Here is an 18,229-nt window from a genome sequence, read left to right as displayed (position 1 = left end):
CCGTGATCCACGTCCGCACGGCGCACCACCATCGCGGAGAGACATGTCCGAACTTCTGCGATACGGGTCCTTTGGCTAGCCTCAGAACGTGGACTGCCGCCCGGTCGCCGTCGTCGGCTACGAGAACGCCGAGCTGCTCGACATCGCGTGCGTCACGACGAGCCTGGACATGGCGAACGGGCTCGGCGAACTGCGGACGCCGTACCGGGTCATGGTCGTCAGCCCGGGGCAACGTGCGATCTCCTGCCGGCCCGGGATGGTGCTGCGGAGCACGCACGCGCTCGAACGACTCACCGGCCCGCTCGACACGATGATCGTCTCCGGCGGGTTCGGGTACGCCGAGGCCGCCGCCGACCCGCTCATCGTCGCCCACATACAGCGGCTGGCCAGGATCAGCCGCCGGGTGGCGTCGGTGTGCACCGGGGCCCGCATCCTGGCCGCGGCGGGATTGCTCGACGGCAAGCGGGCGACGACCCACTGGTGGTTCGCGGACGCACTCGCCGCCCAGTACCCCGGCGTCGACGTCGACCCCGATCCGATCTTCATCCGGGACGGGAAGATCTCCACCGCGGCGGGCATCACCAGCGCCCAGGACCTGACGCTGGCGTTCATCGAGGAGGATCACGGCGTCGAACTCGCCCGGATGGTCTCCCGGATGCTGGTGACCTACCTGCAGCGCCCTGGCAACCAGGCGCAGATGAGCATGTTCACGGCCGCACCGCCGCCCGGCCACGACGCCCTACGCCGCGCCGTCGACCACGTCAACGCCGACCTCGCCGGCGACATCGGCACCACCGCGCTGGCCGCGGTCGCCGGGGTCAGCCCCCGCCACCTCACCCGGCTGTTCCTGACGCACATGGGCCAGACGCCGGGCCGCTTCGTCCGCGAAGTCCGCGTCGCAGCCGCCGCCCACCTCGTCGTCAGCACCTCACTACCGCTGGCCGACGTGGCCGCGCGGTGCGGACTGGCCTCAGCCGAAACCCTCCGCCTGGCCTTCGTACGACGGTACGGAATCCCGCCGTCCCAATACCGCGCCCGCCACCGAAGCGCCCGCAGTTGACGCTCAGTCGCCCGCGAGCTCGGCCCACACGATCTTCCCGCCTCGCTGAGCGGCCGCACTCCCCAGCGGGTGGCCAACTGCTCCATCAACAGCAGCCCCCGTCCCGACTCGGCGGCGTGGTTCTCGGGCCGAATTGCAGGAAGTTCGGTTCCGCGATCCCACACCTCGATCATCGTGTGCGTCTCGTCCCGCCGAAACACCCGAACAATGATGAGGTCGTCCTGCTGCGTTCCATGCCTTATCGCATTGGTCGCGAGTTCCGAGACGACCAGGCGCGCCACGTAATCCTCGAAGCCCCACCCGCCGAACACCAGCGCGACGAATTCCCGCGCCTCCTTGACCGCCTCAAGCCGCGACTTGAGGACGAGTGTCGGCGGTTCGCATGGCGAGTGGTTCGGCATCGAGATCACCTTCCGGTCGTCGTGTGTGGCGATGTGAGGTTCCACACACAATCTCGGCGATCGAGCGCTACGCTCTGTAGCAACCTGACAACTATGGGGAATCTGGTGTGGACGGCGGTCAACCCGCTTGGGGACCGCTTTCGCGCCGGTTGAGGGAGTGAACATGGCCCGGCAGAAGCGCGCGAATGTGTCCCCCATGCTGCTGGCCTTCGGAAAGCAGCTCCGCCGGTACCGGGAGGCGAAGGGCCTCTCGCAGGAGGCCGCAGGCCAGCGCGTCCCCGTGACCGGCCAGTACGTGGGACTCGTCGAGAAGGGCAAGAGCCGGTGTACGCGTGAGTTCGCCGCCACCATGGATCGGGAACTCGGAGCGGACGGCAGGCTCCTGGATCTGTGGGACGACCTCGTCAAAAGCCCCGCCTGGCCGACGTGGTTCGACTGGCACGCGGTCGAGGGCGAGGCCATCATGCTCGTCTCGTACAGCTTGGCACTGGTCCATGGTCTGCTGCAGATTCCCGAGTACGCCGCTGCGATGCTGCACGGCGATCAGGCGGCCGTGGAGGCACGCTTGTCCCGGCAAGGCATCCTGGTGCGGGAGGACCCGCTGCCCCCGGACTGCGTGTTCCTAATCGATTCTTGCGCCCTGCATCGAGAGGTCGGCTCTCCAGCGATCATGCGAGGCCAGCTCGAGCACCTCATTACTATGATCGAAAAGGGTGCCACGATCCAGGTCGTCCCAACAGAGGGCACGCACATGGGGAACATGGGGTCGTTCACCCTCGCGACCTTGGAAGATCTGCAAGAGGTCGCCTACGTAGAGACCGCTGCGAAAGGCTTCACCATGGGTGATCCGGAGGATCTTGTAGCCTTTCGAAAGGCTCTCCAGGAGATCCAGGCATGTGCATTGCCCGTGAGGCAGTCGGTCGACGAGCTGGCGAGGACGGTCGAGCAATGGAAGTAATCAACTGGCGTAAGTCGAGTCACAGCGGCCCCACCGGTGGTGAGTGCATTGAGGTGGCTTCCCTGCCCGGCGTGATCGCCGTTCGTGACAGCAAGGACCCTGACGGTCCCAAGCTTGCGCTGGACCAGGACGCCTTCGGCACGTTCCTGGCCCGGCTCAAGCAGCAGTAGCTCCCCGTCCCCCCAACCAAGCCTCGGCCCCGCGATGCGGGACCGAGGCTTTGTACTCCCCACAGCCGCTAGGAAGCTCTGCCCGGTAGGGCATAGCCGGTCCAGGGAGTTGGCGAGATCGTCGGGAGATGGACGTCAGTGAGACCACGTGGCGCAAGTCCCGTCGCAGTGAAGACGATGGCGGCAATTGCGTGGAGGTTGCTTCCCTGCCCGGTGTGATCGCCGTTCGTGACAGCAAGGACCCTGACGGTCCCAAGCTCGCACTGGATCGGGACGCCTTCGGCACGTTCCTGGCGCGGCTCAAGCAGCACTAGTTTCCCGTCCCCAGCGGGCCTCGGCGCCAATACAAAAACGGGGTTTTGTATTCCCCGCGCAAGTGCGGCGATATGCGGCGCCTTCTGTCCGGCGCGCCCGCACTTGCGGAAACAAGGCAACACCGGACTGATCATGATTGGTGCGAATCAGCCGCGTGAGGTTTGCGGTCTGACCAGCGTCACGCCGGATCGATCTTGATTGCTCCCCCGAATACCGAGGTTGCCGATGACCGATGACGACGAGTCGCCAGGGAGCGGCTCGGCCTCTCCAGTGCGGGTGAAGACCATTCTGACCCGGACGATCGACCCGCCGGTGCGGCCCCGTCGATCGTGGCGTCCGCCTGTGATCGCGCTGGTTGTGATCGGCGTGGTCGCGGCGGGGTGGTGGGGGGCTCCTCGGGTTCCGGAGATGCTGGATGACGGCATGCGAGGTCCCTTCGGGGCGTTCCCGCAGCAGGTGGCGGCGCAACCGCCGCTGCGTTCGGCGGAGAATGTGGCCGGCACGGGGATGACTTATGGCCACACGGTGGTCTATGGCGGGCTCGTGATCAGTGGGGGACACGTATTCACACGCGGTCATGGCGGCGTTCGCGCTGTCAGCATCGCCGACGGCAGGACCTACTGGCGCTATGACAAGGACTCCGCGCCGATCGGGCTGGATCGTGCGACCGGAGACGTGGTCGTCCAGGGGAAGGATCTCCTGAAGATCAATGTGCGTTCGGGGCGGATCCGGTGGTCCCGGCCCGTCCCAGAGGTCGGCGCCGACTCCGTGGTGACCGACGCCAACGAGAAGACACTGGTGGTGCTGGGCCGGCACGGGATAACCGGAGTCGACCGCGAGGACGGCGAGACTCGGTGGACCAAGCGCTGGCCCGAGGGCTGTTCCGACACGGACGAGCTGATCAGCGCTTCGGCCAAGGGGATCGTCGCCGTGGCCTGCAACGATTCCGACGTGCTCGACGAGATGGTCATGGGGTTTGACGCCCGGACCGGAGCCCAGCGGTGGGGCATGCGCATGTCACAGTTGTTTCCGGAAGTCTCCGCCATGCCGGCTGACGAGACTCGCTACCTCTCCTTCACCGGTGTCTGGCAGGACCGGGACCGGTTCGCCGTTGCGGCCAGGGAATCACTCGGCATACTCGATCCGACGACGGGCAACGTGGTCCGTCGCGCGAGGAAGGACTCCCCGGTCGCCTTCAGCGACGGCATCCAGATCAGCGAATGTCGGGAAGGACTGTGCGGCAGTGCCTCCGACACCGGCAAGAGACTGTGGAGCAGCCCGTTCCCTGGGCCGGGGCGACCCGGCTTGGCCACTTACGACGCGGAGAGCGTCGCCGTGGCCGACGGTCGTGCTTACGCCGTGACCCATACTGAGGCGAGCCGCGGGAGAATCAACCAGATGACCGTGTTCGACAGCAGAACCGGGAAGGTCCTTGGCCACATGCCGGTGCCGATGCGGTACATTCAACGCCTCCAAAGCCCCATCGCCGATGGCGTCGTCATTATCCAGGGCAACGCCGCCGAGTCTTCCAGCAGCTATTTCCTTTTCGTCGAACGACCCGATCTTCGCGGTGCCCGCAAGTTCACCCCGTACGGCTGAAGCCACCGCCGCTGCTTTTCTCGTTGGCGTCCTGGGGCATGGGCTGTGTTCGCGGTAGCCAGCGCAGGGTGAGTGCGCCGAGTGCGCCGTGGAGGATGCCTGCGATGAGGACGGCGGTGTGCAGGCCGAGGACGAAGGCGGTCTTCGCGTCGCCGATCACCGCGGGCGCGAGGCCCTGGATCTGGAGTGTCTCGTTGAGGGTGCCGGCGAGGTCAGGCCCCTGGAGGCGGAAGATCAGGGTGGCCAGCGAGCCGAGGAGCGCGATGCCGAGGGCGTTGCCGATCTCGTTGCTGGTCTCGGCGATCGCGGCCGCGGACCCGGCGCGTTCCGCGGGGACCGCGGCGACGGCGGTGTCGGCGACCACGCTGAAGGAGACGCCGTAGCCGATGCCGGCGATGACGGTGGACGCGATGTACCAGCCGATCCCGCCGGAGCCGCTGGTGGGCAGCAGCAGGAGGAGGCCCGCGGCGACGCAGAAGTGGCAGGTGATGAGCGCCGCTCGCGTACCGATGCGCGCGACCAGCGCCGGTGTGACGACGCAGGTGACGGTGAGTACGGCGGCGCCGGGCAGCGCGACGAGAGCCGCGTCCAGGACGGCCAGTCCCAGCACGGACTGGAGGTAGATGCCGCCGAGGTAGGCCGCTGCCGACCATGCGGTCAGCGGCAGCAGCCCGGTGACGACCGCGATCGTGAACACCCGGTCGCGGAAGAGCCGGAAGTCGATCAGCGGATGTTCGAGGCGGAGTTGGCGGCGGGCGAACCACCCCAGGGTGACGATGCCGGCGATCCCCGTGGCCACCGGGGTCGCCGCCACCCCCTCCGCGGCGGCGTGCTTGATCGCGTAGACGGTCAGCAGGATGCCCGCGGCGGAGAGCAGAACGCTCAGGACGTCGATGCGGCCGGTCCCCGTGGTGCGCACCTCGCGGAGCAGGACCGGGGCCAGCAGCAGGAACAGCAGGACGACGGGGAGATTGATCAGGAAGACCGACCCCCACCAGAAGCCGCTCAGCAGCTGTCCGCCGACGACCGGGCCGACCGCGAACCCGGCGGCGAAGGCGGCTGCGAAGATCCCGATCGCCTTCGCCCGCCGGCGCGGGTCGGTGAACAGCTCGCTGAGCACCGCCAGCGCCGACGGCAGCAGCGTGGCCCCGGCCACTCCCATCAGTGCCCGGAAGGCGACCAGCAGCTCCGGTCCCGGGGCGAACGCCGCCCCTGCCGAGGCGACGCCGAACACCGCCGTACCGGTCATCAACAGCTTCAGCCGGCCGTACCGGTCGCCGATGTTGCCGAACGCGATGAGCAAGGACCCGACGGCGAATCCGTAGATGTCCAGGATCCACAACGCCTGATCGGCGGTCGGGGACAGCGCCTCGGTGACCTTGGGCATCGCCAGGAACAGGACCGAGCCGTCCATCGCGACCAGCAGTACCGGGCCGAGGATCACCAGCAGGCCGAGCCACGCCCGCGGCTCGGATGAGTGAGGAACACGCTGTTCAGTCATGCCCCCGACGGTGCGGCGCCGGCTGCTCGGCAGCCAGACCCGCGCCATGGGTACACCGATCAGGGACACCCAGCCACGCACCGTGGCGCCTACGCTCGGAGCCATGGAGTTGGAGAGCCTCGGGGCCTATCTCAAGACGCGCCGCGACCGGGTCACGCCCGCGGACGCCGGGCTGCGCACCTTCGGCACCGCCCGCCGCGTACCGGGCCTGCGCCGCGAGGAGCTCGCCCAGCTCGCGGGCGTGAGCGCCGGCTACTACACGCGGCTGGAACAGGGGCAGGCCGGTACAGCCTCCCGACAGGTCCTCGAGGCGCTCGCCGATGTGCTCCACCTCGATCCGGTCGAGAAAGCACACCTGCACAACCTCGCCCGTCAGCCCACCACATCACGCCTGCTCCGTCCCCGCCCTGAATGGCCGCACCCGCGAGTGCTGGCGCTCCTGGCGTCCCTGGGGGAGAGCACGCCGGCCGTGGTGCTCGGCCGCCGCGGAGACGTGCTGGCTTGGAACCGCACCGGACACGCACTCGTCGCAGAACACGTCGACTTCGACGCGCCCAACGATCTCTCGCGACGGCCGTCCATCCCTAGAATGTTCTTCCTCGACTCCCTCACCCGCGACCTGCACCGCAACTGGGATGAACTGGCCCGAACCCATGTCGCTTACCTGCGGCTCACCGCCGGCCGGTACCCCACCGACGCCCGACTGGCGGAACTGATCGGCGAACTCGCCATGAAGAGCGGCGACTTCGCCACGCTGTGGGCCAACGGCGACGTCGCGGACTGCACCGTGGGCACCATGCGCCTGCGACACCCGACCGTCGGACGGGTCGACGTCGACTACCAGGTGTGGCTCCAGCCCGACAGCACCGACCACCGGCTTGAGGTCTACACACCCAACGACAACGCTTCGGCCGACGCGCTGCGACTGTTGTCCGGCCAAGTCGCCGATCAGCAGGAACACGGGGTTTCGCGGAGGGGCGTCGGCTAGGCCGTCTCTGTCTCGGTCATTGAATCCCAACGAGGTGATTCGGCCCAGGGGATCCCGCGAGCCGCGATGAGTCCTGCGGCGTCCGGCGGTCATACTGTCGAACCCGTTACCGAGGAGGACCTCTGATGCGCAGCGTGACCTATTCGATGAACGTCTCACTCGACGGCTACATCGTCGGGCCGGACGGCGAGTTCAACTGGACGGCGCCCGACGAGGAGGTCTTTCGCTCCTGGATCGACGAGATACGAGAGGTCGGCGTCCACCTGCTGGGACGACGGCTGTACGAGACGATGCTGTACTGGGAGACCGCCGACCAGGATCCATCGCTCGACGACTCAAGGCTCGAGTGGGCCGCGCTCTGGAAGGCGCTCCCGAAGGTGGTGTTCTCCACCACGCTGTCGGCGGTGCAGGGCAATGCCCGCCTGGCCTCCGGCGGCCTGGCGGAGGAGATCGAGCGGTTGCGGGCCGAGCCGGGGGAGGGCGACATCGCGATCGGCGGCGCGACTCTCGCCGCCGAGGCCGCCGCGCTGGGCCTGATCGACGAGTACCGGGCCAGGGTCCTCCCGGTGCTGGTCGGCGGTGGCATTCCGTTCTTCCCCCAGCGCGAGCGCCGGGTGGATCTCGAACTCGTGGAGACCCGCACCTTCAGCTCAAAGGTCGTCTACCTCCGCTACCGCGTGGCACGCTAGCCGGCTCGTCCGCCGCGGGCCGGCCGGTGAGGTTTTCCCAACAGAGATCATTTCGCTGAGAGAACCTCATTGTCCCTTGACGGTCAGTTCGACGGTCCGGTCGTCGGGATCGTGCAGGATGTGGCGTCCCGGCGGGAACGCCGAGGATCGGTCGACGGAGAATCCCAGGCGGAGCCGTCCCGTCGGTTCACGCGAGCCGGCTGGGTACAGCTCGAACACCGCGTCGTCCTTGAGGACGGCGGCGTAGTGGTGCGGTCCGGAGCCGTGACGCTCGGGGCGCAGGTCCAGGCCGAGCCGCTGGTAGAACTCGCGGCAGTCCTCCAGCCGGTGCGTGTAGAGCACTGTCAATGTGGTGTGCATGGGATCTCCCGGGTAGCCGCTGACGCCTCGGTTGGACGCCAGGGCAGTGGCGTGTGCGTTGAGGTCGGAACGCCACGCTACGGATCGGGGCGGGTTCGGTGCTTCCCCCCCCCGTCCAACCGCCGGCGGGGACCGGAGAACGGGCCGTCGCCGAGGCCATGGGCCACGGTCTTGGGGACGGCCGGACCAGCATGCGGCTTGCCGGGCCGGGCTGGATCCGCGTCCTGCTCGATGAAGGCGGCTCCTGGTCACTGGATGTGAAGCCGAGGGCCCGCCGTGCAAGCTGAACGAATGCCACCGTGCCGCGTGCGGTCGGGTCGCACGGCGGCACGGTGGTCTCCGGGGTGATCGCCGCCGGACGGCGGCTCAGCCGCGCTGGAGGATGTCGTGCAGCACCTGCGGGTAGTTGGTGATGATGCCGTCGACCTGCCAGTCGATCGCCCGGCGCATGTCCGCCCCGCCGTTCACGGTCCACACGTGGATCTCCATGCGCTGAGCGTGGACCTGCTTGACGGTCGCCTCGTCGATCGCGCCCAGGGCCGGGTTGACCTGCTGCGCCCACTTCGCCGCGCCGGCGATGTCGGCCTCGGTCGGCTTGCTGCCGTACAGCAGCCCGACCGGGACGTCGGGAGCGAGGTCCTTGTAGGTGCGCAGCCACGCGTGGTTGAAGGACTGGACGACGACGCGGTCGGCCTTGAGGGCGCGGTTGAACGCCGGCAGCGACCGCAGCTCCTTGTCGAGGTCGGTCTCGATGCCCGGGTAGAGCTCTGGCGCCTTCGGCTCCAGCAGCATGCCGGCCTGCTCCCCGACGGCGTTGACCCACTCGGCGAGCGTGGGCACTCGTTCGCCCGCGTACTTGGGAGCGAACCACGAACCCGCGTCGAGCCGCTTGATCTCGGCAAGGGTGAAGTCGCCGACGTTCCAGGGAGCGCGGGTGGGGAAGAGCTGCTCGACGTCGGTGGTCCGGGCGAGCGTGGTGTCGTGCATGATCACCAGCTCACCGTCCTTGGTGCGCTGGATGTCGTTCTCGACGACGTCGGACCGGTGCGCGATGGCCAGCCGGATGGCGGCGACGGTGTTCTCCGGAGCGGCGCCGGACGAGCCGCGGTGGGCGATGTTCTCGACCGCCGGACGGGGAGCGGCGACGGCGGGGGTGGCCGGCGCGAGTGCGACCAACGGTACGAGCGTGGCGAGCACGGCGCCGAAAGCGCGCGCGGTGCGAGACATGGGGGGTCCCTCTCGGTAGCGGACGGCCCTGATCAGCCGTCCGAGCGATCACCGACACTGGCCTGTGGGTGCGAACGGGTGGTGACGCCAGGCCCAATCCCGCATGACGCCTTGGACGTCAGCCGATCGGCCTCGCAGGTCGATGGCCGTGGACGTTCACCTACCGGCCCGTGCCGATGTCACCCGGCCATCCAGCGCCGCGCCGTCGCCATGAGGTCGGGCTCCGGGATCGAGGCATTGCGGGCGTCCCCGAGCCACACCGGTTGACCATCCGGCTCGCTCGACGACCACGCCGCGAGCAGCCCGCGCCGCCCGCCGTCGGCTTCGCGGATCTCACAGCGCTCCACATCCGCCCAGGCGATCTCGCGGACGCCCAGGAACGTCGGTACGCGAATGCCGTCCGGTGACAGCGTGGCGGGGCGGTCACCGCGCCGGACGAGCGCCGCGAAGGCCCCCGACGCGAGGACCAGCGACCCGCCCGCGGCGACCATCGAGAGGGCCAGGGCTCCGGTCGCCCCTGTCCCGGTGACGCCCGAGCCTCCGGCCACCGCGACCACCAGCCCGAAGGCGGCGGCCACCATGAGGAACCGCGACATCGGCCGCTGAGGCCCGCCGGAATGACCCAGGACCACTGGCCGATCGTCAGGCGGCTCGACATCGTCCACGGATCTCACTCCCGGTCCGCAAGCAGGCGTCAAACGGCTCGGAGCCTAACAACCGCGACCGGGTGCGAACAGGTGGTTACGCCGTGCGCCTAACACAGCTAGCGGAGCTCGCCGGGGGCTCGGGCCGGGCCGTGGTCGAACGTGTGGCGGGGACCGGGGTAGGGGGACGGGGTCGGGCGGGCCTTGCTGCGGCGGGCCGGGGCCTTGCCGAGCTTGGCTCCGACCGCGTCGCGCAGTTCGGGCAGCCTGGCGTACAGGACGTCTCCCGGGCAGGCGGTGGCGACGTAGTCGCGGTGGCCGACGATCGCCACGACGGGGTCGAGGCTGTAGTTGTCGCACAACCACGCGCACGTCTCGACGAGCCTGTCCCACAGGGCGACCGTGGGCCCCTCGGTCATGTAGAGGCCCTCGTTCTCGATGCCGATCGTGTGGTCGTTCTGGCCGGAGGTCTGCGCGCCCATGACGTGGTCGCCGGCCGCGATGGCCTCGAGGCTGCGGTTGCGGCCCTCCATCAGGTGGCCGCCGCGGCTGATCGTGAGCTGCTGCCCGGTGTCGTCCCAGCCGTTGCTGTCCATGTGGAAGTTCTGGATCGAGCGCGACAGCGCGAACGCGGCGTCCAGCGAGTAGTCGGTCTGGTTCGCGGACGCGGTGTGGTGGACGATGATGCGGTCCGGGGCTCGGTCGAGGACGACCGCCGTGGACTTGGGCGGCCGGGCGTTCCATTCGGCCCGGGTGTACACGCGGGGCGCGGCCAGGGCCGATGCGGGAAGGGCGGTCGCCGTCACGCCGAGCAGCGAGCCCCCGGTGACGGCGGCGGCGCCTCTGAGCAGCGTGCGGCGGTCGAGCGGGCTGTCTCCGAACATGAGCGGGTGCTCCTCGTGAGATGCGTCGATCAGTTGATCTTGAGGCGCACCGTAATCGAGAAGCGTGTCGATCAGTAGATGTTCGGGGGATCTTTGGGGTTTCTGGTTTATGAATGGACTGGGTTTTGGCGGATCCTGCCCGTGTCCCCGTCAGACCAGGCCGGTCTCCCGGGCGATCCGCTCGAACTGGGCGCCCATCGCCTCGGCGAGCGCGTTGGCGGCCGAGAGCGGGCGGACCATGACGCGGAGCTCGTCGATCAGTCCGTTGTCGTCGTGGTGCACGAAGTCGCAGCCGTTGATCTCGCGGTCGCCGATTCGGGCCTGGAAGACCAGGGCGTGGTCGCGGCCCTCGGGATCGGCGAGCTCCTTGACGTAGCGCAGGTCCTCGAAGACCTGGGAGGCGCCGCGCAGGATCTCTGTGACCAGGGGGCGCCCGGTGTACGGCGCGAACGCCACCGGGCTGACGAAGGTCACGTCCTCGGCCAGCAGTGCGAACACCGACTCCAGATCGCCTTTCTCGATGGCCTGGCGGAACGGATGCATCTTGCTGGCCTCCTAGTCAAATTATTGAATAGGTGTGCACGTTAGTAGGGTGCCGGGGGGTTGTCCAGGGACCTTGATCACCTTACCTTCGCGTTAACCCTTCGCGACTGATCGCTTACCTTTGGTGATCGTCGGGCAGATGTAGTCGCATGAACGACCCACACGCGCATATCACCACGACCATCAGGCCCGGCGACAAGCGCTATCCGGCGCTCAGCCGCGGCTTCAACCAGCGGTGGATCGCCAAGCCCGACTACGTCCGGCTGGTGCGGAGCGGCGAGGAGGTCTGCGCGGCGCTCACCGAGGCGCTGGCCGATCACCCGGCGGACGACCTCAGACGGATCACGGTCAGATCCGGCGGCCACTGCTACGAGGACTTCGTCTGCGGAGACGACGTGCGGGTCATCCTCGACATCAGCCCGATGTGCGGGATCTCCTATGACACCGAGGTGAAGGCGTACTGCGTCGAGGCCGGTGCCACAAACTGGCACACCTACAGCCATCTCTATCCGCTCAGCGGCAGGGCGCTGCCGGGCGGTTCGTGCTATTCGGTGGGCCTGGGCGGACATATCCCGGGGGGCGGCTTCGGGCTTCTGTCGCGGCAGTTCGGGTTGACCGTCGACTACCTGTACGCCGTCGAGGTGGCGGTCGTCCAGGAAGACCGGACGGTGAAACTCGTCCTCGCCAAGCGCGATTCCGATGAGAAGGAGCTGCGCGACCTTCTCTGGGCCCACACGGGCGGCGGGGGAGGCAATTTCGGGGTCGTCACCAAGTTCTGGTTCCGGTTCATGCCCAAGCCTCCCAAGCAGGTGCTCCTGACGGGTCTCGCCTGGGACTGGTCCGACGTCGACAAGAAGGCGTTCACCGATCTGGTCACCGCCTACGGCGAGTACTTCCAGCAGCATCAGGACCCGGACACGTCTGCGGGCAAGCTCTTCGCGATGCTCAAACTCAACCATGTCAGCAACGGCCAGATCGGTCTGCTGGCCCAGGTCGACGCCGACGACTCCGATGCGGCCGAGGTCATGCAGGACTTCCTGAACACCGTCAAAGGCGGGATCGGTATCGAGGCCAGGGCCATGACGGCGCCGATGGGCGAGCACCAGCCCCTCACCCACATGGCGATCCCACGCGTGATGCCCTGGCTGACGGCCACGCAGGCACTGAACGGCAGCGGCGAGAACCGCTGCGGCAAGTACAAGTCGGCCTACCTCCGCAAGCCTTTCACCAAAGACCAGATCGACGCGATGTGGGCCTACCTCGGCAAGGAGAAGTACAAGGATTACGAGAACAAACAGGCCCTGATCCAGGTCGACTCGTACGGCAGCGCCATCAACCGTCCGCCGCGCGAGACCGCGGCGCCGCAGCGCGACTCGATCCTCAAATTGCAGTACCAGGTCTACTGGACGAGCCAGGACCCCCAAGAGAAGGACCACATCGCCTGGATCCGCGACATCTACAAGGCCACGTTCGCCAAGACCCACGGCGTCCCCATCATCGGCGACCAGACCGACGGCTGCTACATCTGCTATCCCGACGCCGACCTGAACGACCCCGAATGGAACGGCTCCGACCAGCCGTACTGGACGCTCTACTACAAGGACGCCTACACCAAGCTGCAAGAGGTCAAGCGGCGCTGGGACCCCCATGACATCTTCCGGCACCGCCAATCCATCAAGCTGAAGTGAGGGCCGGTCAGCTTCTTCCTGAGGGGGCGACCCCTCACACTCCCCGGCAAGGGCGACTGACCGTCGCCCTCCGCTCCGGGCGCCGGTCAGCTTCTTCCTGAGGGGGCGACCCCTCAGACTCCCCGGCAAGAGCAGACTGACCGTCGCCCTCCGCTCCGCTAGCGCTCCGCTCCGGGCGCCGGTCAGCTTCTTCCTGAGGGGGCGACCCCTCAGACTCCCCGGCAAGAGCAGACTGACCGTCGCCCTCCGCTCCGCTAGCGCTCCGCTCCGGGCGCCGGTCAGTCCTCGTCCGCCGTAAGCGTGAAAAGGCGGATGTAGACGGGACGGGCGTCCGGCGGGGCTTCTTCCGGGGCGAGTCCGTGCTCTCGCAGTAGGCGGATGTAGCCCTCGAAGAACTCCGCCAGCCCTTCGCGCGTCATGTGGGTGAAGCCGCGGGAGAGCCGCGCCCAGTCGGGGTCCCGCTCGTACGCCTCGGGGAGCCGGCTGAACAAGGCCATGTCCTCGGCGTGCCCGAGGCGCAGGACCTCGGCGAGGGCCGGACGGTCTTCGGGGGCCAGCGCCTCGGGCGCGGGCATCCGGACGTCGCGCGGGCCCCGGGTGGGGCGCCACCAGCGCTCGCGGCCCGCCGAGCGTTCCGGGATCTCCTCGATGAACCCGTATTTCTCCAGTTGCCGCAGGTGGTAGCTGGTCGTGCCGGTGTTCTCGCCGAGCGCCTCGGCGATGGTGGTGGACGTCGCGGTGCCATGGCCGCGGAGGTGCCGCAGGATCCGGCGCCGAAGGGGATGGCTCAGCGCCTTGAGGTGTTCGGGATCGGCCGTGACGGCAGGTTCCACAGGTTCCATGGGTGGGAGTCTAGCCCTTTGCAAAGAAATCTCTGCAATCGTTCGTGATGTTCGGGCGGGTTGTCCAGTACGGCGGGAACCTTGGTGGTCTCGTTGCCTTAGGGGCGCGTTCTGCGGGGATCGTGATCAATGTCGATGACCTTGTGAAAGGTCCCGAACCGCGCAGAAAGGAACGTGGGATGGCCAAGTCGAGCGGGGGCGGCAAGAAGGCGCGTCGCAACGGGGCGCCGTCGCCCGGTGACAAGATGCGGTGGCAGGCGCAGGACGCCGGCGCGGCGGGCGCCGAGGGGGCCGAGGCCGCGGGGCGCCGGACCACCGCGACCCGGGAGAACCAGGACCCCGCGCGCGGCGACCGGAACGCCAAGGACTCCGCGCACCGGCCGGCGGCCCCGAAGAACATGAGGAAGAGCCGGTGATGATCGACGGCGGCCGCTGACGGCCGCCCCGTCCGGGCCCTCTCGCGACAACGCCGTCCGAGGGGGCCCGGATCTATGCCCGGCGGCGGCCCGCCGACCATGCGGCCGCCTTCGCCGCCACCCCTCCGCGCCGGTCGCAGCGACCGCATCGTGCCGAGCCCGTCGCCGTTCGCCTTCCTTGAGGCGACGCTGTGCTGATACGCGGCCGGGGTATGCGCCCGTCCCGCGGGCGCATACCCCGGGCGGGGTCAGCGGCGTTCGGCGATCAGGAGCATGAACAGGGCGGTCGGGAAGCCCTGCCGCCACCAGGGGTCGGCGCGCAGCTGCTCCTCGGACGGATGCGGCTCGCGCAGGTCCGCGATCACGAAGCCGGCGTCTCGGAGCGTTCCAGAGTAGTACTCGAGCGGACGGAGCCAGGAGGTGATCTCCGACGGCGACTCCAGCCCGTCCACCAGGAAGCGCTGGTCGATGCCGCGCCGGCTGAAATACCGCGAGGCGGGCACGCTGGTGCTCGCGCCCTGTTCGGCGTCGGCGGTGTAGAAGCACGGGTGCAGGGTCAGCACGACCAGCCGCCCGCCGCTCTTCAGCACCCGGGCGAACTCGCCGACCGCGTCCGCCGGGTCCTGCAGGTGGCTGAACAGGTGGTTGCAGACGACCAGGTCGAAGGACGCGTCCTCGACCGGCAGCGCGTCGACGCCGGCCCGGTGGAACGACACCGGGCCGCCCGGCCCGGCCGGATGGCTCCGGGCCGCGTCGATCAGGCCCTGGCAGGCGTCGATCCCGACGACCTCGGCGCCCATCGACGCCAGCGTCCGGGACAGGTAGCCCTCGCCGCAGCCCGCGTCCAGGACGCGCAGCCCGGCGCACGGGCCGATCGCGTCCAGCACGGCCCGGTCGGTGAGCTCGGTGCGGTACCGGTCACGGCCCTCCCGGATGATCTTCACCCAGTAATCGGTGTTGGCCTCCCATCTCTCCCGTGTCAGCTCCGCGACCGTCCGCGTTGCCTCGTCCACCGGCCCCCCAATCCTTCGCGCGCCGCCATCAGGGCGCGCCATACCGCGTGTTCCACGAAAGTCAGGTCATGGCTCAGGCCATGCCCCTGATCTGTTTCACCAGGGCCCCGCAGGCGTCCCGGATCCTCTTGTCTCCGACTCCGGCGCCGCGCTTTTCCAGCGCGCGCGCCAGATCGCCCAGCCGCCCGCCGAACGTCGCGTCGCGCTGCAACGCCAGCGGGATGTAGGTCGAGACCAGGTAATACAGGTAGGCGTCGTTGTAGCTCTCGATCTCGCGGAGCACCTCGCGCGCGGTGTTGCGCAGCAGCAGGGAGTTCGGCAGCGTGAAATCGGAACTGATCCGCCCGTCCCGCGTGTAGGTGGGGAACGACCATTCCTCCAGCGCCGCGTAAACCGGCGTCCGTTCGAGTTCGCGACGGTAGCGTTCGGCCAGGTCCAGATCGTTGGAGCCGATGAGCGAGCCCATCACCACGCCGCGCATCATGAAGGCGCTCTGCCGTCCGGGGACCGGTGGTTCGAGTTCCGTGCTGAGCGCCCCCGTCACCTTGCTGACCTGGTGCGTCAGGATGTTCAGCGCGAGGATCGAATGGAAGGAGTAGGTCTTGCGGTTCAGCCGGGGAGCCAGCTCGACCGACGACTCGAAAAGCCGGTTGGGATTGTCGAGGAGGCCCTGTTCGGAATCCAGCGAATAGAGCGCCTCCAGCGCGCGGTCCTGATCCCGCCCCCAGAACCGGGCGATATAGGACGACACCCGCTGGGTGGCGTTCCCGCGCACGATGTGCAACGCGGCTTCGAGCGCGTTCAGGAGATGCTGCTGGGGGACGGTGGATTCCCGCAGCGCCCGCAGGTTGACCGCGAGCCCCTCGTCGTGCAGATCGCCGACCAGGGCGTCCCGGCGCCGCCGCAGGGAATGCGCCATGGAGTACTCGGCGATTCCCGGTATCGAGGAAATGAGGCTCTGCAGCGAGCGGCCGCTGATGCGGTCGAGCCACGCGGAATTGTCCCAGAGCCGGGACACCGTGCTCTCGTCCAGACCGGAGAACATCGCCACGTCGGACATGTTCAGGCCGAGGTCACTGGTGATCTCGGAAAGCGACTTCGGCTCGTTGTCCGCGGTCATGACTCGCCCTAGGAGTGGCACATGCTGGCGAGTCGATCGTAGCGAGGCGAACGGGTGCGGCAACGTCCGCTGGCGCGATCCTCGGCGGTCGAGCGCGGCCGCGGTGGAAGCGGTCGTGCTCGCGGCCGCCGGCGTCCGGAACCGGCCCGACGCGGGCGTCCCCGCCGCGGCCCGGGCGGCCGGGCGGAACATACCGGTCGTCTCGGCCGCGCTCATCGGGACGTGCGGCCGACGAAGCAGGCGAGGGGCACCTGGGCGCCCATGCCCGGAGGGTGCACCGCGCACGGGACCGGTTCCAGGTCCCGGTACAGCTCGGCGATCGCCTCCGGGGCCCTGGGGGTGAACGGGACGTCGGCCTCCCGGTAGAGGGCGGCCACCGCGTCCTGCTCGGGGGTCCGGACCGAGTGGGAGATCACCACATGGCTGCCCGGCGGCAGGCCCGCCAGCAGCCCGTCCATGATCGCCCAGGGGTTCTCGGCGTCGGTGACGAAGTGCAGCACGCTCATCAGCAGCACCGCCACCGGCTCGTCGAAGTCGATCAGGCGCCGCAGCGCCGGATGCGCGAGCAGCGCCGCCGGATCGCGCAGGTCCGCCTCGAAGGCGTCGGTGTTGCCGTCCACCGCCAGCAGCGCGCGGGCGTGGCTGAGCACCAGCGGGTCGTTGTCGGCGTAGGCCACCCGGCAGGACGGATCGACCCGGCGGACGATGTCGTCCAGGTTCTCCGGCGCGGGCAGCCCGCAGCCGATGTCGAGGAACTGCCGCATCCCGGCCCGTTCGGCGAGGAAACGGGCGGCGTGGCGGAGGAACGCCCGGTTGGCGCGCACCAGCCGCGGCAGGAACGGCGCCGTGGCCAGCACCCGGTCGGCCAGCTCGCGGTCCGGGGCGTAGTTGTCCTTGCCGCCGAGGTAGTAGTCGTACATCCGGGCGGCGCTGGGCGCCGGAACGGCCTCCGCCCCCCGGTCCTCGACGAGGAGGGGAGCGGTCCCCGTGCCCAGTACCGATACCGGGGTCACGGCGCCTCCAGGCCGTCGAACCACCGTTCTCCGGCCGGATCCGCGAACCGCGCCCCGGGCCCGCCGCCCGCACCGGGCGGCGGGCCGTGCTCCGGCCCGAGGCCCCCGTAGCCGGGCCGGTCGTCGTCGACCGCCATCTCGAACCAGAACGTGGCGGTGCCGTCGGGGTTGTGCTGCCGGCCGTGTTCGAGCGCCAGCGCCTCGATCAGCCGCATGCCCCGCCCGCGCGGGGCGAGCGGGTCGCCGGTCGGGCCGGGCCGGTCGGGGCGCGGCCCGCCGTCGGTGACCTCGACCCGCACCCGCCGGTCGGCGTGCAGGGCGGCCACCAGGACCGTGCCGTCGCGCAGCGGCGCCGCGTGCAGCACGGCGTTCGTCACGGCCTCGCTGGCCAGCAGTTCGAGATCGTCCAGCGCCGCGGTGCGCGCGCCGAAGAAGTCGCCGGCCAGCTCCCGCACGTAGGAGCGGGCGAGCCGGACGGCGGCCGGGGTGGAGGCGATGTCGATCTCGCCGAGCAGGCCCTCGGCGGACGGGCCCGCGCTCCAGTCGGCGGGCGTGCCGAGTTCCAGCGAGGGCTCGACGAACGGGCCTGAGACGAAGGCCGGCGATCCGGTCCAAGCGTCGAGTGCGTCCATGGCTCCGGCGGTTCCACGTATCCGTGTTGGGCTGTAACCGAACATTCGCGTGTGCCAAGGGGAGTCGAAGTGGCGGGCTGCTGCGAGCGCGACGGGAGGCCCGCCGCACAGCACACTCTGACGGCAAGCGGGGGCGGCGTCACCGACGCTTGCACGCATGCAAACC

At 69.1% G+C, this 18,229-nt stretch carries 20 protein-coding genes and 1 pseudogene; 9 read left to right on the top strand and 12 right to left on the bottom strand.

Going from position 1 to position 18,229, the window contains the following annotated elements:
• The first annotated feature begins 88 nt into the window (after positions 1-88).
• Entirely contained in the window at positions 89-1,060 is a 972-nt protein-coding gene (locus tag ABD340_RS27005; RefSeq protein WP_344592601.1) for a GlxA family transcriptional regulator, read from the top strand.
• 74 nt (positions 1,061-1,134) lie between these two features.
• Here the strand turns inward: ABD340_RS27005 and ABD340_RS48080 are convergent.
• Positions 1,135-1,461: pseudogene (locus ABD340_RS48080) on the bottom strand (ATP-binding protein); the annotation flags it as partial.
• Positions 1,462-1,624: 163 nt separating this feature from the next.
• Here ABD340_RS48080 and ABD340_RS27000 point away from each other — a divergent pair.
• The 4 genes from ABD340_RS27000 to ABD340_RS26985 all read left to right on the top strand — a co-directional run bounded on the left by ABD340_RS27000 (position 1,625) and on the right by ABD340_RS26985 (position 4,503).
• Positions 1,625-2,419 carry a helix-turn-helix domain-containing protein gene (locus ABD340_RS27000; RefSeq protein ID WP_344592600.1) on the top strand — a complete coding sequence of 265 codons (795 nt, stop codon included), beginning with the start codon at positions 1,625-1,627 and terminating at the stop codon, positions 2,417-2,419.
• Positions 2,356-2,589: a DUF397 domain-containing protein gene (locus ABD340_RS26995; RefSeq protein ID WP_344592599.1), complete on the top strand. Its 234-nt coding sequence runs from the start codon at positions 2,356-2,358 to the stop codon at positions 2,587-2,589. Before ABD340_RS27000 ends, ABD340_RS26995 begins: the two co-directional genes overlap by 64 nt.
• A gap of 128 nt (positions 2,590-2,717) precedes the next feature.
• Complete coding sequence (locus ABD340_RS26990; RefSeq protein ID WP_344592598.1) at positions 2,718-2,903, top strand: DUF397 domain-containing protein; 186 nt, start codon at positions 2,718-2,720, stop codon at positions 2,901-2,903.
• A 226-nt stretch (positions 2,904-3,129) separates the two neighbouring features.
• Positions 3,130-4,503, top strand: a complete 1,374-nt coding sequence (locus tag ABD340_RS26985; RefSeq protein WP_344592597.1) for an outer membrane protein assembly factor BamB family protein — start codon at positions 3,130-3,132, stop codon at positions 4,501-4,503.
• Here the strand turns inward: ABD340_RS26985 and ABD340_RS26980 are convergent.
• Positions 4,487-6,004, bottom strand: a complete 1,518-nt coding sequence (locus ABD340_RS26980; RefSeq protein WP_344592595.1) for an MFS transporter — start codon at positions 6,002-6,004, stop codon at positions 4,487-4,489. The two genes, ABD340_RS26985 and ABD340_RS26980, sit on opposite strands and share 17 nt — an antisense overlap.
• A gap of 103 nt (positions 6,005-6,107) precedes the next feature.
• Between ABD340_RS26980 and ABD340_RS26975 the strand changes: the two genes are divergently transcribed.
• On the top strand, positions 6,108-6,992 hold the full coding sequence (locus ABD340_RS26975; protein WP_344592594.1) for a helix-turn-helix transcriptional regulator: 885 nt from the start codon (positions 6,108-6,110) through the stop codon (positions 6,990-6,992).
• A 125-nt stretch (positions 6,993-7,117) separates the two neighbouring features.
• Positions 7,118-7,681, top strand: a complete 564-nt coding sequence (locus tag ABD340_RS26970; protein ID WP_344592593.1) for a dihydrofolate reductase family protein — start codon at positions 7,118-7,120, stop codon at positions 7,679-7,681.
• A 66-nt stretch (positions 7,682-7,747) separates the two neighbouring features.
• Here the strand turns inward: ABD340_RS26970 and ABD340_RS26965 are convergent, their stop codons facing one another.
• The 5 genes from ABD340_RS26965 to ABD340_RS26945 all read right to left on the bottom strand — a co-directional run bounded on the left by ABD340_RS26965 (position 7,748) and on the right by ABD340_RS26945 (position 11,339).
• On the bottom strand, positions 7,748-8,041 hold the full coding sequence (locus tag ABD340_RS26965; RefSeq protein WP_344592592.1) for a VOC family protein: 294 nt from the start codon (positions 8,039-8,041) through the stop codon (positions 7,748-7,750).
• Between the two features lie 366 nt (positions 8,042-8,407).
• Positions 8,408-9,268: a glycerophosphodiester phosphodiesterase gene (locus ABD340_RS26960; protein WP_344592591.1), complete on the bottom strand. Its 861-nt coding sequence runs from the start codon at positions 9,266-9,268 to the stop codon at positions 8,408-8,410.
• Positions 9,269-9,447: 179 nt separating this feature from the next.
• On the bottom strand, positions 9,448-9,900 hold the full coding sequence (locus tag ABD340_RS26955) for a hypothetical protein (RefSeq protein ID WP_344592589.1): 453 nt from the start codon (positions 9,898-9,900) through the stop codon (positions 9,448-9,450).
• A 131-nt stretch (positions 9,901-10,031) separates the two neighbouring features.
• Entirely contained in the window at positions 10,032-10,796 is a 765-nt protein-coding gene (locus ABD340_RS26950; protein WP_344592587.1) for a peptidoglycan recognition protein family protein, read from the bottom strand.
• A 150-nt stretch (positions 10,797-10,946) separates the two neighbouring features.
• Entirely contained in the window at positions 10,947-11,339 is a 393-nt protein-coding gene (locus ABD340_RS26945; protein ID WP_344592586.1) for a nuclear transport factor 2 family protein, read from the bottom strand.
• A 149-nt stretch (positions 11,340-11,488) separates the two neighbouring features.
• Between ABD340_RS26945 and ABD340_RS26940 the strand changes: the two genes are divergently transcribed.
• On the top strand, positions 11,489-13,027 hold the full coding sequence (locus tag ABD340_RS26940) for an FAD-binding oxidoreductase (RefSeq protein ID WP_344592584.1): 1,539 nt from the start codon (positions 11,489-11,491) through the stop codon (positions 13,025-13,027).
• Positions 13,028-13,305: 278 nt separating this feature from the next.
• Here the strand turns inward: ABD340_RS26940 and ABD340_RS26935 are convergent, their stop codons facing one another.
• Complete coding sequence (locus ABD340_RS26935; RefSeq protein WP_344592583.1) at positions 13,306-13,869, bottom strand: helix-turn-helix domain-containing protein; 564 nt, start codon at positions 13,867-13,869, stop codon at positions 13,306-13,308.
• Between the two features lie 179 nt (positions 13,870-14,048).
• On the opposite strand from ABD340_RS26935, the gene ABD340_RS26930 reads away from it, so the two are divergent.
• Positions 14,049-14,285 (top strand): hypothetical protein, encoded by a 237-nt coding sequence (locus tag ABD340_RS26930; protein WP_344592582.1) that lies wholly within the window; start codon positions 14,049-14,051, stop codon positions 14,283-14,285.
• A 248-nt stretch (positions 14,286-14,533) separates the two neighbouring features.
• On the opposite strand, the gene ABD340_RS26925 is transcribed toward ABD340_RS26930, so the two are convergent.
• The 4 genes from ABD340_RS26925 to ABD340_RS26910 form a co-directional block, all read right to left on the bottom strand.
• On the bottom strand, positions 14,534-15,298 hold the full coding sequence (locus ABD340_RS26925; RefSeq protein WP_344592581.1) for a class I SAM-dependent methyltransferase: 765 nt from the start codon (positions 15,296-15,298) through the stop codon (positions 14,534-14,536).
• 73 nt (positions 15,299-15,371) lie between these two features.
• A complete protein-coding gene (locus tag ABD340_RS26920) occupies positions 15,372-16,418 on the bottom strand; it encodes a hypothetical protein (protein ID WP_344592579.1) in 1,047 nt (348 codons plus the stop codon).
• A gap of 212 nt (positions 16,419-16,630) precedes the next feature.
• A complete protein-coding gene (locus ABD340_RS26915; protein WP_344592578.1) occupies positions 16,631-17,431 on the bottom strand; it encodes an SAM-dependent methyltransferase in 801 nt (266 codons plus the stop codon).
• The gene (locus tag ABD340_RS26910) at positions 17,428-18,063 is read right to left on the bottom strand and encodes an ATP-binding protein (RefSeq protein ID WP_344592576.1); all 636 of its coding nucleotides are present in this window, start codon (positions 18,061-18,063) and stop codon (positions 17,428-17,430) included. The genes ABD340_RS26915 and ABD340_RS26910 overlap by 4 nt, the downstream gene beginning before the upstream one ends.
• Between the last annotated feature and the right edge of the window lie 166 nt (positions 18,064-18,229).

The organism is Actinomadura vinacea (assembly GCF_039532545.1).
GTDB classification, from domain to species: domain Bacteria; phylum Actinomycetota; class Actinomycetes; order Streptosporangiales; family Streptosporangiaceae; genus Spirillospora; species Spirillospora vinacea.
Note: the sequence above shows the minus strand (reverse complement) of the source record. Positions and strands in the feature narration are given on the sequence as shown.

Bases quoted from the DNA above. Each gene is read 5' to 3' on its own strand.
- ABD340_RS27000 (WP_344592600.1), top strand. From the start codon at position 1,625: ATGGCCCGGCAGAAGCGCGCGAATGTGTCCCCCATGCTGCTGGCCTTC.
- ABD340_RS26995 (WP_344592599.1), top strand. From the start codon at position 2,356: ATGTGCATTGCCCGTGAGGCAGTCGGTCGACGAGCTGGCGAGGACGGT.
- ABD340_RS26990 (WP_344592598.1), top strand. From the start codon at position 2,718: ATGGACGTCAGTGAGACCACGTGGCGCAAGTCCCGTCGCAGTGAAGAC.
- ABD340_RS26985 (WP_344592597.1), top strand. From the start codon at position 3,130: ATGACCGATGACGACGAGTCGCCAGGGAGCGGCTCGGCCTCTCCAGTG.
- ABD340_RS26980 (WP_344592595.1), bottom strand. From the start codon at position 6,004: ATGACTGAACAGCGTGTTCCTCACTCATCCGAGCCGCGGGCGTGGCTC.
- ABD340_RS26975 (WP_344592594.1), top strand. From the start codon at position 6,108: ATGGAGTTGGAGAGCCTCGGGGCCTATCTCAAGACGCGCCGCGACCGG.
- ABD340_RS26970 (WP_344592593.1), top strand. From the start codon at position 7,118: ATGCGCAGCGTGACCTATTCGATGAACGTCTCACTCGACGGCTACATC.
- ABD340_RS26965 (WP_344592592.1), bottom strand. From the start codon at position 8,041: ATGCACACCACATTGACAGTGCTCTACACGCACCGGCTGGAGGACTGC.
- ABD340_RS26960 (WP_344592591.1), bottom strand. From the start codon at position 9,268: ATGTCTCGCACCGCGCGCGCTTTCGGCGCCGTGCTCGCCACGCTCGTA.
- ABD340_RS26950 (WP_344592587.1), bottom strand. From the start codon at position 10,796: ATGTTCGGAGACAGCCCGCTCGACCGCCGCACGCTGCTCAGAGGCGCC.
- ABD340_RS26945 (WP_344592586.1), bottom strand. From the start codon at position 11,339: ATGCATCCGTTCCGCCAGGCCATCGAGAAAGGCGATCTGGAGTCGGTG.
- ABD340_RS26940 (WP_344592584.1), top strand. From the start codon at position 11,489: ATGAACGACCCACACGCGCATATCACCACGACCATCAGGCCCGGCGAC.
- ABD340_RS26935 (WP_344592583.1), bottom strand. From the start codon at position 13,869: ATGGAACCTGTGGAACCTGCCGTCACGGCCGATCCCGAACACCTCAAG.
- ABD340_RS26930 (WP_344592582.1), top strand. From the start codon at position 14,049: ATGGCCAAGTCGAGCGGGGGCGGCAAGAAGGCGCGTCGCAACGGGGCG.
- ABD340_RS26920 (WP_344592579.1), bottom strand. From the start codon at position 16,418: ATGACCGCGGACAACGAGCCGAAGTCGCTTTCCGAGATCACCAGTGAC.
- ABD340_RS26910 (WP_344592576.1), bottom strand. From the start codon at position 18,063: ATGGACGCACTCGACGCTTGGACCGGATCGCCGGCCTTCGTCTCAGGC.